Genomic DNA, 12,501 nt, shown 5'->3' on the forward strand with positions numbered 1-12,501 from the left:
GGCGTCCGGTGCGGGGGGCAGGGGGAGGGGCGTCGATGCCGAAGGCGACGATTCCGACATGCGGCGACGCGCCGCGGGACAAGAACCGTCCGATTCGTTCTAGGGCAACCATCTTACGCGAGCAAGACGGCCGGTGTTGGCGCCTTTACCCGACGGGCGTCCGCCGCCGGCGGGAAATCGTCCGCGCGAAGTCGTCCTCACACCGGGGACCGCTACCGCCAGCGGACCGCATCCAGCAGGGGAAAGGCCAGTTCGCCGACGTCCGCTTCCTTCTCCGGCGGATAGGAGAAGACAATTTCCGCCCGCTTCGTTCCGTCCGCCAGCAGGTAATAATCGCGGACCTCCGCCTCGCCGTCGGCGTTCTGACCGAGGACTCGCACCAGCAACAACGCGCGACCGGCGTCCGCCTCGTCCGGCACGTCGAGGGTGGCGGTGGTGTCGATCTTGCCCGGCGTTTTCTCCAGCGTCAGGCGGACACGGCGTTCAAACGCCCCGGCGTCCGGTTCCTCGCCTTTCTCTCCGTCCGGCAATGGCCGGAGCGTGGCGGCGATCACGGGAACGCCGCGTTCCATCTGCACGACGACCGCTGCCTGGGCGGTCTGATTGACGAACCGCCAATCCCGATCCAGCGTTGCCCGAGCGTCCCACGGGGTAATCAACTCAACCTGCTGGGCGGCCTTGATAGACTCCGGCGTGCGTACTTCCTCGCGGGCGAGCTGCAACGCGTCGTCGTCCAGCGGGCCGGCGGCGGCCTCCGGGGTGCGGCTGAGGTCCGCAGTGAACGTCAGACGCGGGCCGGGCGAGATCGGCCCCGGGCTGCTTTCCACTTTTTGGGTCAGCGTGGCTTTCGTGATGATCTTGGCGTCGCGTGCGAACGTGAACGTGCCCGAAAGGGTGACGGTCAACGGGGCGCCGTCCGTTTCACCGGCGACCTTACCGCGGAATGAACCTTCGGCCGTCTTGTCCGTGAGAGCCGTCAGGCGACAGCGAAGCTCGTTCTCGCCGATGGCCTCCACGCTGGCCAATGCGGGTCCGACCCAATCGGGCGGCGTCCAGTCGTCGCCGACGGAGACGCTGCCCGCGGGCAGCAGGCCGCCGATCAGCAGCGGATCGAGAGGCGTGTCGAGCAAATCCAATTCCCCAAATCGCATCGGGCCGCCGGGTGAAAGCACAGTTACTCCGGTCGGCACGCCGGTGGCGACGACAATCCGCCGGGAGCCCCGGAGCCTCGCGTAGGTCGATTCCGGGCCGACTTTCCATTCGAGGCCGGCAGCGTCGTAGTAGCGGACAGCCCGTCGCCCGGTCGGCCCCTCGCCTTCGACCGGAAGGGGACTGGTGCGGAATCGGTACGTCGCCCGCATCTCGGCGGCCAGCGGCTCGTCACCGACCCGGGGCGTGATCGTGCCCTCCGCGGAGACCGTCAGCACGACGGCATGCGTTCCGGCGGGGGACTCCGTCAGCACCGCCCTTTCCTGCGCCGCCGATTCGCGGGCGAAGTGGGTGAGGGCGGGGACGAGCAGCAGCGCCGCGACGGCGGAACGAGCGGACGGAAACACGCGGGAACCTCCTTGGGTGGGTGCGGTCGGCATCGTAGCGACGAGCGAACCCCGCCGGCGCCGTCCTCCTTTGGGACGGAAAGGCCGGGCGGACTCGCTCGACCGTCTTCGCGTCATCGGTTCGTGACGCGGGGAATCTGTCCCTTGTCGGCTCTACTCCGTATCGCCGTCGCCCTTGGCGGTTTTGATCAACGTGATGGCGTTTCCCTTGGCGTTATGGGTCGCCTCATCCATGAAGGTCCGCACGAGCAGCAGGCCGCGGCCGTGGGCCTTCATCAGGTTCTCCGGATCGGTCGGGTCCGGCAGGGACGCGGGATCGAAGCCGGCGCCCTGATCTTCGACGTAGAAACGCAGGTTCGGCCCTGAGGGGGGGCGGCGAAGCACGTCCAGATCGTCCGCGCCGGCCTGACAGGGGTCGCCGGTGCGGGCGACCGTCAGTTCGATGCGGACTCGACGCTGGCTATAGGGACGCAGCAGGGCGCGCTCTCGCGCGAGGCTGTAGTACCGAGCCTCGTCGTGGTCCCGCATCTCCGAATCGAGTTCGAGGTTCCCGTGGTACACCGCGTTGGTGAGGGCTTCCTCCAGGGCGACCCCGATCCGTAGCCGGTCAGTCTCGCTGAAGCCGATCAGCTCCGGTTCGTACTCCTGCTTGTCGAGTCCGCGCGGCCCGGCGGGGACGGCGGCGGTTTCCTCCACCATCCGCTTCGCCAGCCGAACGGTGGGACCGATGATGTCCGGATCGGTCGGCAGGTCCAGCACGCGGTGCTGGCGGGTGTGACAGCGGGCCAGACGATCCTGCCGGCGTCGTTCGACGGCGACGACGATCATCTGCATGACCGTCAGCTTGAGCTGACTCTTTAGGTCTTTCTTGAGCACGAAACTGGCGGCGCCCGCCTTCAACGCGGCGACCGCTTCGTCCTTCAAACCGTGCCGGGTCATCAGGACCACGGGCACGTACGGACACCGTTCGCACACCGCCTCCACCACGGACGGGCCGTCGATGTCGGGCAGGTGAAGATCCGTCAGGACGATGTCCGGCGGATTCTCGAGCGCGGCGAGGAAGGAATCCCGATCGCTCGCTTCCTCGATCGTCACGTCCGGCAGATCGACCAGCAGGCGGGCGACCTTCTGGCGATCGCTTTCACGATCGTCCACGACGAGCAAACGGGGCACGGCGGGCTCGACGGGCAGGGAAGCGGACGGTCGCCGCGGGAAACGCCTCCCGAAGCGGACTGCACGATCCGTTCGCGGCCCGGCTGCGTCAATCGGAGCCGCGTCGATTGCGGCCTGACTCCCCCAGTTCGCGGGGTTATCGTCCGGTCTACGTCGTTCGACTCGCCTCTGATCCGCCATGGACGCCCCTCGCACGCTTACGTTCGCCTCCGTCTCCGAGGCCGTCGCCGAAGTCGATCGACTTCGCGAGCGGGGCTACCGCTCACTGGGAAATTGGGATCTCCGTCAGAGCTGCGAACACCTCGCCGATTGGCTCGGCTTTGCGATCGACGGTTTCCCGCCGCAACCGCTGCTGGCGAGGCCGGCGTTCTGGTTGATCAGGAACACGCTCGCCCCGCGGATGATGCGGAAGACGTTGGCCAAAGGCCGGATGTCCGCGGGGCTGCCGACTGCTCCGAGCACGGTGCACCCGCCCCTCGAAGCGGGCGCCGGCGACGAACGGGCGGCGGAGGAAGCCGCGATCGAGCGATTCCAAGCGACCGTGGCCCGGTTCGTCGCTCATCAAGGCGAGTACGCCCCGAGTCCGATGTTCGGGCAGGCCACCCGGGACGAAGTCCAGCAGATGCACGCGTTGCATTGCGCCCTGCACCTCGGGTTCCTCGAACCGATCGATTCGACCGAGGAGGCGGACGTTACGTGAGTACGTCCTCCAAACGGCTGATGCCGACGACGGCGTCGCGACGCACCAGCGCCTGTTTGCGATTCGGAGCGACGCCGTAGCGGGCCGCTTCGAGAACGTATAACTCCCGCGTGGTGGAAGTGTCCCGCAGGTCGTGGGCGTCGGCGTCGCTCAGCACCAGATGGACTTCGTCCCAAGACTTCAGCGTGCCCAGATAGACCCACTGCGCGGCGAGATCCAGCACTACCGGCTCGCCCCGAAGCGCTTCGAGGGAAGCGTCGGCTTCAGTCATGACGAACTCCGTGCGTGAGGCGAACCGCCCCATTGCACGCCGCGATCGCCGCGGCGTCCAGTGGGGATCTTCAACGGGTCTGATGCTCGAACCCCCACAGCGCGGCCGCGGCGCCGAGGGTTGCCCCGAAAGCAAATGTCGCCCCGAAAACCGCGACTTGGTCGAGCGGGATCTCCGCCGGTTCGGCGTACTCTGCCAGCCAAAGCGTCGGCCATGGGAGCCAAGAGATCAGGCCGCCGACCGAGAACGCGATCCAGCGGCGCCGCGGTCCGAGCCACAGGAATGGGCCGCAGATTGCAATTGCGTAACTGCCGATTGGGACCGCGGCGAACCCGGCGACGATGAGCGCGGCCGGGATCGTTTCCACGTCGGTCGACGCAGTGACAGTCGCGCCGAACCCGGCCGCGACGAGTGCCGCAACGCATTTCCACAGAAGGGAGAGGTTCGCGGCGGGCGGCGTCATTGTTCGTGAGAGCCCGCCGCGGTTGCCCGAGACCGGCCCCTACTTCGGCGGCGCAACCGTGCGGATGTGCAGTTCTTCGAGCTGCTTGCCGTCTACTTCGCCGGGGGCGCCGGTCATCAGGTCGGCGGCCTTCTGCGTTTTGGGGAACGCGATCACGTCGCGGATGTTGTCCAACTGGGCGAGGATCATCACCCAGCGGTCCAGTCCCAACGCGATGCCCGCGTGCGGGGGGGCGCCGTACTTGAGGGCGTCCAGCAGGAAGCCGAAGCGCCGCTCCGCTTCTTCCGCGTCCATGCCGATCAGGTCGAAAACCGCCTGCTGCACCCCCGGATCGTGGATTCGGACGCTGCCGCTGGCCGCTTCATAGCCGTTGCAAACGAGGTCGTAACTCTCCGCCCGCACGGCGCCGGGATCGGACTTCAGCTTCTCTTCGTCGTCGGGGTGCACCGCGCAGAACGGGTGGTGCTCCGCCTCCCAGCGGTTCTCCTCCTCGTTCCGCGTGACGAGCGGGAACTCCAGCACCCACAGCGCCGCCAGCTCGGCGGGGTCGTACAGCTCCAACTCCTTGCCGAGCCGGTTCCGCAGGTTCGCCAGCGCCGCGTTGACGACGGACGGCTTGTCCGCAACGAACAGCAACAGGTCGCCGGGCTTGGCGGACAGTCGCTCGATGATCTGCGTCTGCTGTTCCGCGGTGAAGAACTTTGCCGTCGGCGCCTGCAGTTTGACGGCGCCGTCCTCTTCGATCACCCGGAACCAGGCGAGGCCGCGGGCGCCCCATTCGCCGACGAACGCCGTAAGTCCGTCGAGATCCTTGCGGCTGTACTTCGCCGCGGCGTCGGGGGCGCACAACCCGCGGACCTTCCCGCCGGAAGCGGTCGTCTTGTTGAACACGCCGAACTCGCACGCGGCGGCGACGTCGGAGATATCCTTCAATTCGAGGCCGAATCGCGTGTCCGGCTTGTCGGAGCCGAAGCGATCGAGGGCTTCCGCGTGCGTGAGCCGGGGCAGGGGCAGGGAAATCTCTTTGCCCAGCAACTCCGTGGAAAACGCCGCGATCAGCCCGTCGATCGCGTTCAGCACGTCCTCGCGGCCGACGAAGCTCATCTCGATGTCGATCTGCGAGAACTCCGGCTGCCGATCGCTGCGGAGGTCTTCGTCGCGGAAACAGCGGGCGATCTGGAAGTACCGGTCGGTCCCGCCGACCATCAGGATCTGCTTGTAGAGCTGCGGGCTCTGCGGCAGGGCGTAGAACTCGCCCGGATGCACGCGGCTGGGAACGAGGTAGTCGCGGGCGCCCTCCGGCGTGCTCCGGCCGAGGATCGGCGTCTCGACTTCCAGGAAGCCGTGCTCATCGAAGTAGTCCCGCGTGACCTTCGAGAGCCGGTGCCGGAGTTCCATGATCTTCTGCAACGCCGGCCGTCGCAGATCGAGGTAGCGATATTTCAGTCGCAGCTCCTCGCCCGGCAGTTGGTCGGCGCCCGGCTCGAACGGCGGGGTGACCGCTTTGTTGAGAACCGTCAAGCCCGAGGCGCGCATTTCGATGGCGCCGGTGCTCAGCTTCGGATTGACGAGCCCTTCCCCGCGGGCATGAACCGTCCCGGTGACTTTGACGACGTCTTCCCCCCGCAGGCCGCGGGCGAGTTCGTGCGTCGCGGCGTTCAAACCGTCGCCGGACAGCTTCTCCCCGGCGTCCGGGTCGAACACCAGCTGCGTCAGCCCGTACCGATCCCGCAGATCGATGAAGACGACGCCCCCGTGGTCGCGATATTTCGCCACCCAGCCGCAGAGGGTGACCGTTTGGCCGACATGCTCCTCCCGCAGCTCCCCGCAGGTGTGAGTACGCAGGGAGGTCGACAGAGTGGAGGTCGACCGGGAGGAAGTCGACGAGGGACCGGGCATCAGGCGGGGCGGCGGGGGCAGGATCGCGACGGGCGGGGCGCGGGATGGTAAGGAGGCCCGCGTCGTGCGTGAACCGACCCGACTTTAACGGCGGGAGAAGCGGCCCGGACCGCACGGGTCGCGGGTGGTCGGTCGATGGCCGCGTTGGTGTCGAGACGACCGGTCATGGCTTGGCAAAAACTGATCCTTGGGGTGCAAACCCCTGTGAACCGGCTTCGGCATGCAGCGTGCATGTTAGAATCCCAGCTCAACGGCCGCGCCGCCGTTGGGCCTCCAACCCCTACCAATCCCAATCGAAACCATGAAACGCCTGACTCTATTCGTCCCCGCGGCTCTGTGCGTCGGTCTCGTCGTCGGCTGCGAGGAGAGCGTCGAGGACGCCCGTGAAGACGTCGTCGAAGCGCAGCAGGATCTCAACGAAGAGATCGTCGATGCCGACGAGGAGCTCGCCGAGGAGCGGATGGAACAACGCGACAACATCGCGGACGCCTACAACGAGGCGGACGAAGAGATGGCCGAAGAGAGAGCGGAAGAAGGGGCCGACATCGCAGAAGCGATGGAAGAGCTGACCGAGGAACAGCGTGAGTTGGCGGAAGCCGCAGCCCGCGAACGAGCCGAACTCCTCGAAGAGCAGGCCGAAGAGATGGAAGAACGCGAAACCGCTCGCCCCGTGGTTCCGGTCGTCCCCGTCGATCCCGCTGACGACCCGGTCGATCTGGACGCCGCCGAAGCCGAAGCGAACCTCGATGCGGCCGCCGACGCCCTCGCCGCCGACGCCGCTGAGATGAAGGCCGAGACCGAAGCCGCAGGCGACGAAGCGGCCGCTGAGCTGGAAGGCGCCGCTGACAAGGTCGCCCAAGAGGTTGAAGAGGCCGGCGACGCCGTCGAGGAAGAAGCTGCCGAGGCTGAAGCCGAGATGAAGGAAGAAGCCGCCGAAGCCGAAGCGGAACTCGAGGACGAAGAGCAGCCGTCCGAAGAGTTGGAAGACGAGGAGTAATTCGTCTCCCGTTCCGCTGATGCAGCACGACTGCCTGCCCACGCCCGCCCCGACCGGGGGCGGGCGTTTTTCGTGCGCCCGTCCCCGCTCGACGTTGACCCCTTAGTCCCGCTGACCGAACCGCAGGGGATTGCTGAACCGGCTGAGAGCGGCTTTCCAGCCCGCAGTCCGCGGGGCTTCCTCGGCGTCGGCGCTCTCATGAGAAACGAGCTGCGCCGGAGCGGTGGATTCCGATTTCTTGCCGAGCGGCGAGAAGTCAGAGACCCGTTTCCACAGCGAAGCCATGGGGCCGCGGTTCTTTCCGACCGGATAGTAGGCGCTCGGGTCTTCCGGCGCGGAGGCCGGGGCCGGCGGAGCGGGAGCGCCCTCGGCCGGATCGGCGGGCGGCGCGATCAACTGGTCCGACGGACTGCGGTCCGGCGTCGGCGACATGATTCGCGTCGGCCGACGGGCGCCGCCGGGCAGGGGGTTCGGCGTGGGCGGAGTCGGATTCGGCGGCGGCGTCGCCGACTCCAGTTCCGGCGGGCCGGCGAACGGGTCGACCGGCATCCGATCCCATTCACGGGACAGCTCCGACCGCGGCACGGAATCCATGCGGGGCGGGGGCGGAGACGACTGCGACGGCGGAGGAGCGTGCAGCACGCGGGCCGGTTGGGGCGTTGCCGGGACGAAGCGTTTCACCACCGGGACCGATCGCATCACTCCCGTCACCGGACGCATCACCCGCTGGCGGGTCGTTCCGCATCCGCCTGCGGACAGGGTCAGCCCGCACCCGAGCGCCGCGGCGACCGTAAGTCGCCCCAGCCGCTGTCGTGTCGTCCGCGGTCGGCAGGATGGGATCGCAGGAGGGAGCGGGCGGGGCACGGGTGAATCCTTCCGGGTGGTGAACGTTCCCCGCAGGCCGCGGGGGGATCGCCCGCACCTCCGCGCGGGACGCCCGACGATGCGGACCGGATTCCACCGGACTCGTCCCATCGGTGTGAAGGAGGTCGTCCTGCTCGCCGCCCTCACGCAACGTGTGGCCCCTTCGTCCGGCGATCTGGACGCCGAGCCGCGACGGTGATGCGCGAACGGCCGGTCGTGCGGGGGCCGTACGTGCGGAGTCATCCGGTCGGTCCGATCCACCGTTACGACCCATTCCTCCCGGCGTCGTCCGTGAGGGGTGCCCCTCACCGTCGCTCACGAACGGCAGGGCGGATAGGGTCGTTCGCCCATCCTCATTTTGTAGAGACCGCCGTGCGCGCCGCTGTTTTTACTTCGCCCGGTTCGCCCGCCGTGCTCCAGGTACGCGAGCGTCCCGATCCCGGCGAACCCGGAGAGAACGAAGTGCGGGTGAAGGTCGGCGCGGTCGGCGTGAACCCGATCGACACGTACGTCCGCTCCGGCGCCGTCTCCGCCGGTCCTCGTGCCTCGGAGGAACGGCCCCGCGTCATCGGCTGCGACTGGGCGGGAACGGTCGAGGCCGTCGGCGCCGGCGTGACGAAACTGGCCGTCGGCGATCGGGTGTGGGGCGTCAGCCGCGGGATCAGTCGGGACGGATCGGCCGCTGAGGTCATTTGCGAACCGGCGGAGCAGTGTTTCCCCGTGCCGCCGAAGGGGGCCCTACTCAACGCGGCGGCGTGCGGGCTGGCCGCGGTCACCGCGCACCTCGGCCTGTTTCGCACGGGAGCGCTGGGCGAGATCGGCTCCGGCGATGAGGAGTCCTCGGTGTTCGTGCAGGGCGGCAGCGGCGGGGTCGGTTCGATCGCCATTGAGTTGGCACGAAGAGCCGGATACCGCGTCGCCACGACCGCCGGATCCGACGAGAAGCGACAGGAGTGCCTCCGCCGCGGAGCCGAAGAAGCGTTCGACTACCGCGACCCGGAGCTGATCCCGCGGCTCAACCGCTTCGACCCCGGTGGGTTCGAAGTCTGGCTGGAGACGCACCGCGACCCGAACGTGCCGAACGCGATGTCGCTGATGCGAGTCGGCGGGCGGATCGTGCTGCTGGCCGGCCGCGACGCGGTTCTGACCGTGCCGCTGGGCCAACTGTATCCACGCGACCTCTCCCTACGCGGCTTTGCAATGTTCAACGCCTCGCCGGCCGAATTGCAGACCGCCACCGCGGGCGTCGCCGGGATCGAACCGCTGATCGCCCGCACCTATCCGCTGTCGGAGATCGCCCGGGCGCACGCCGATCTGGAGGCGGGCGACACCGGCGACCGTGGCGGGAAGCTCGTGATCGAACTGTAGGGTCCGCTCCGCGGACCGTTGGTAAGGAGACTTGGTCGCTTCAGGAAACGGTCCGCGGAGCGAACCCTACGCGGCCGTGACGCCGCGGTCGGCGAGGCTCAACGCGGTATTCCGCAGGCCGTCGGCGTCGAGACCGAAGTCGGCGAGGATCTCGTCTCGCGGACCGTGTTCAATGAACTCATCCGGCAGGGCGACGATGCGAACGTGATCGGTCCGCACGCCGCGGGCGTTCGCCGCTTCCAACAGGGCGCTGCCGAACCCGCCGGTGACGACGTTCTCCTCCGCGGTGATGACGAAGGGGGCTTCGTCCATCAGCGGGCCGAGGGTCTCCATGTCGATCGGCTTGATGAATCGCGGGTTCACAACCGTCACGTCGAGGCCCTCTTCACGCAGCTTCTCGGCGGCGGCGACCGCGACGGGGAACATGATGCCGCAGCCGATCAGCAGGCCGTCCGGGCCGTTTTCGTAGACTTCCGCCTTGCCGTGCTCGATCGGCGGAGCATGGCGATCGACGGTCACCGCGGCGGTCTTGGGATATCGCAGGCTGCACGGACCGTCGTGTTGCAGGCTGAAGTCGAGCATCGCTTTGATCTCCCCGGCGTCGCCGGGGGCCATGACGGTCATGTTCGGGAAAACTCGCATGTACGAGTTATCGAACACGCCGTGATGCGTCGCCCCGTCCGGTCCGCACAGGCCGGCCCGGTCCAGCATAAAGGTGACCGGCAGGTTCTGCAGGGCGACCTCCTGGAAGATGTGGTCGAAGCTGCGCTGGAGGAACGTGGAGTAGATGTCCACGATCGGCCGGGCGCCGGCTTTGGCCATCCCGCCGGCAAACGCCACGGCGTGGCCCTCGCAGATGCCGGTGTCGAAGAAGCGATCGGGGAAGTCCGCCCGCACCTTCTCCAGCTTGTTTCCCTGACACATCGCCGCCGTCATCACGGCGACCCGGTCGTCCCGGGAGAGCGCGGCGTGAATCGCGTCGGCGGCGTAGTTCGTATACGCCTTCGTGGAACTGGTGCGGATCTCCGCGACTTCCTGCCCGCTGTCGTCCCGCTGGAACGGGGCGGGGGTGTGGAAGGTGACCGGGTCGCTCGCCGCGGGGGCGAAGCCGTGGCCTTTCTCGGTCAAAACGTGCAGCAGCACCGGCCCGCGAACGTGCTTCACGCGCTCAAGGGCGGCGGTCAGCGTTTTCAGATCGTGGCCGTCGACCGGGCCGATGTAGCGGAACCCGAGTTCCTCAAACAGCATCCCGCCGTGCAGGAAGTGCTTGAGCGCGTCTTTGCCCTGCGACAGCAGCTTGGTGGACTGCTCCCCGACGACCGGAATCTTGTTCAGCAGCCAGGCGACGTCCTTCTTGAGTCCGTCGTAATAGGGGGCCGTGCGGGCGGAATCGAGATAGCTGGCCAACCCGCCGACCCGCGGGCAGATGCCCATTTCGTTGTCGTTGAGGATGACAAGCAGGTCTTTTTGCAGCCCCGCCGCGTTGTTGAACGCCTCGAAGACCACGCCGCTGGGCAGGGCGCCGTCGCCGATGACGGCGACGCTCTTGCGGTCCTCGCCCTTGTGGACGAGATCGTCGCCGGCCTTCAAGCCGAGGCTGGTCGAGACGCTGGAGCCGGCGTGCCCGGTGACGAACAGGTCGTAGTCGCTCTCCTCCGGGTTCGGATAACCCATCAACCCGCCGCGTTCGCGGAGAGTCTCGAACTGAGGGAAGCGGCCCGTCAGCAGCTTGTGAGGATAGATCTGGTGACCGGTGTCCCAGATCAGGCGGTCGGTCTTGAAATCGAAGACCTTGTGCAGGGCGATCGCCAGCTCGACCACGCCGAGGTTACTGGCAAAGTGGGCCGCCCGGTCGGAGACGATGCTGCACAGCCGTTCCCGGATCTCCGCCGCGAGCTGTTCGAGCTGCGCGTCGGTCAGCCCATCCAGATCCCGCGGGTCGTGAATGCGGGGGAGGATGTCGTACGGCACGGGGCGGGGCTGCACGGAGAGGGGCGAGCGGGAAAGGGCGTGCATCAAACCGAGAATGTCGGTTCAGGCTAACGCGGAGGGGCAATCGGTGACGTGATTGTGACGGGTGTGGGCGGGTTGGGGAACCTACCGATCCCGTTCGACCGCATACCGGGCCAACGCTCGTAACGGTTCGGCTGCTTCGCCCAGCGATTCGAGCGCCGCGATCGCTTCCCCCGCGACCGTCTCCGCCATCCGCCGGCTCCCCGCTTCGCCGTGCAGGGCGGGGTAAGTGAGCTTGCCCGCAGCGACGTCCTTGCCCGCCGTTTTGCCGAGCGCCGCGGTGTCTGCAGAGAGGTCCAGCAGATCGTCGGCGATCTGAAACGCGAGACCGAGGCGCTCGCCGTAACGCTTCAAGGCCGCGCGAGTTCCACGGTCGGCGCCGGCGACGATCCCGCCCATCTCGCAGGACGCGGCGATGAGAGCGCCCGTTTTTCGGCGATGGATCGACTGGAGATGCGCTCCGGCAGAGAGCCGGTCGACGTCGTTCGTCGGCGGCGGGCCGTCCGCTTCGGCTTCCAAATCCGCCATTTGACCGGCGACCATCCCCACGGCCCCGGCGGCGCGGGCCAACGTGACGACGCAACCCGCGACGGCTCCCGGCGGGTCCAACTCTGCGAGCGTCTGAAAGGCCAGCGTCAGCAGCGCGTCCCCCGCCAACACCGCGGTCGCCTCATCGAAGGCGACGTGACAGGTCGGCCGCCCCCGCCGCAGATCGTCGTCGTCCATGCAGGGCAGGTCGTCGTGCACGAGGCTGTAAGTGTGCACCAGTTCCACCGCGACCGCGGCCCGCAGGGCGTTGTCATCGCCGTGCCTGTCGGCGCCCGATCCCGCCTCGTTCGCTCGACAGGCTTGGTCACAGGCAAGCGTCAGCACGGGGCGCAACCGCTTCCCGCCGGCCAGAAGGCTGTGCCGCATCGCCTCGCGGAGGCGATCCGGGCAGTCGGCGTCGAGGCCTGCGAACGGGCCGCTCTGCTGAGGCGGCGAGAGAACCTCCCGCAACGCCCTCTCCACCCGGTCCCGCAGCACCTCGAAGCCGGGAAACAGTTCGGCGTGATCCGCTGGTGAGGACATGAAGAACGGGGCGAGACTGGCCGGCGGCCGAGAGCCGATGCGGCAGGAAGGGGGCGACCCGGAAGTCTCCCGCCGCTCGCCCCGGGCCGTCAACGTCGTCGCCGTCCCCTCCGAAAACGAACGCGG

At 67.9% G+C, this 12,501-nt stretch carries 11 protein-coding genes; 3 read left to right on the top strand and 8 right to left on the bottom strand.

From position 1 onward, the window contains the following. Positions 1 to 212 precede the first annotated feature (212 nt). Together LzC2_RS05405 and LzC2_RS05410 are read right to left on the bottom strand one after the other, a co-directional pair. Positions 213 to 1,589, bottom strand: coding sequence for a hypothetical protein (locus LzC2_RS05405; RefSeq protein ID WP_206678571.1), 1,377 nt, complete (start codon positions 1,587 to 1,589; stop codon positions 213 to 215). Positions 1,590 to 1,709: 120 nt separating this feature from the next. Continuing rightward, a complete protein-coding gene (locus LzC2_RS05410; RefSeq protein ID WP_171184568.1) occupies positions 1,710 to 2,729 on the bottom strand; it encodes an ATP-binding protein in 1,020 nt (339 codons plus the stop codon). A 178-nt stretch (positions 2,730 to 2,907) separates the two neighbouring features. On the opposite strand from LzC2_RS05410, the gene LzC2_RS05415 reads away from it, so the two are divergent. Then, positions 2,908 to 3,429, top strand: coding sequence for a DUF1569 domain-containing protein (locus tag LzC2_RS05415; RefSeq protein ID WP_171184570.1), 522 nt, complete (start codon positions 2,908 to 2,910; stop codon positions 3,427 to 3,429). Here the strand turns inward: LzC2_RS05415 and LzC2_RS05420 are convergent. The 3 genes from LzC2_RS05420 to aspS all read right to left on the bottom strand — a co-directional run bounded on the left by LzC2_RS05420 (position 3,422) and on the right by aspS (position 6,062). Beyond that, positions 3,422 to 3,700, bottom strand: coding sequence for a hypothetical protein (locus LzC2_RS05420; protein ID WP_171184572.1), 279 nt, complete (start codon positions 3,698 to 3,700; stop codon positions 3,422 to 3,424). The genes LzC2_RS05415 and LzC2_RS05420 overlap by 8 nt on opposite strands. 70 nt (positions 3,701 to 3,770) lie before the next feature. Then, a complete protein-coding gene (locus LzC2_RS05425; RefSeq protein WP_171184574.1) occupies positions 3,771 to 4,163 on the bottom strand; it encodes a hypothetical protein in 393 nt (130 codons plus the stop codon). Positions 4,164 to 4,202: 39 nt separating this feature from the next. Beyond that, positions 4,203 to 6,062, bottom strand: a complete 1,860-nt coding sequence (gene aspS / locus LzC2_RS05430) for an aspartate--tRNA ligase (RefSeq protein ID WP_171184576.1) — start codon at positions 6,060 to 6,062, stop codon at positions 4,203 to 4,205. A 301-nt stretch (positions 6,063 to 6,363) separates the two neighbouring features. Here aspS and LzC2_RS05435 point away from each other — a divergent pair, with 301 nt between their 5' ends. Continuing rightward, positions 6,364 to 7,059, top strand: a complete 696-nt coding sequence (locus LzC2_RS05435; protein WP_171184578.1) for a hypothetical protein — start codon at positions 6,364 to 6,366, stop codon at positions 7,057 to 7,059. 102 nt (positions 7,060 to 7,161) lie between these two features. Here the strand turns inward: LzC2_RS05435 and LzC2_RS05440 are convergent, their stop codons facing one another. Continuing rightward, positions 7,162 to 7,740 carry a hypothetical protein gene (locus tag LzC2_RS05440; RefSeq protein WP_206678572.1) on the bottom strand — a complete coding sequence of 193 codons (579 nt, stop codon included), beginning with the start codon at positions 7,738 to 7,740 and terminating at the stop codon, positions 7,162 to 7,164. 555 nt (positions 7,741 to 8,295) lie between these two features. Here LzC2_RS05440 and LzC2_RS05445 point away from each other — a divergent pair. Then, entirely contained in the window at positions 8,296 to 9,291 is a 996-nt protein-coding gene (locus LzC2_RS05445; protein WP_171184582.1) for an NADPH:quinone reductase, read from the top strand. 66 nt (positions 9,292 to 9,357) lie between these two features. On the opposite strand, the gene dxs is transcribed toward LzC2_RS05445, so the two are convergent. Next, on the bottom strand, positions 9,358 to 11,307 hold the full coding sequence (dxs, locus tag LzC2_RS05450) for a 1-deoxy-D-xylulose-5-phosphate synthase (RefSeq protein WP_194362332.1): 1,950 nt from the start codon (positions 11,305 to 11,307) through the stop codon (positions 9,358 to 9,360). An 81-nt stretch (positions 11,308 to 11,388) separates the two neighbouring features. After that, entirely contained in the window at positions 11,389 to 12,375 is a 987-nt protein-coding gene (locus LzC2_RS05455; RefSeq protein WP_171184584.1) for a polyprenyl synthetase family protein, read from the bottom strand. Positions 12,376 to 12,501 lie beyond the last annotated feature (126 nt).

The organism is Alienimonas chondri, from assembly GCF_013036045.1.
Taxonomy (GTDB): Bacteria; Planctomycetota; Planctomycetia; order Planctomycetales; family Planctomycetaceae; genus Alienimonas; species Alienimonas chondri.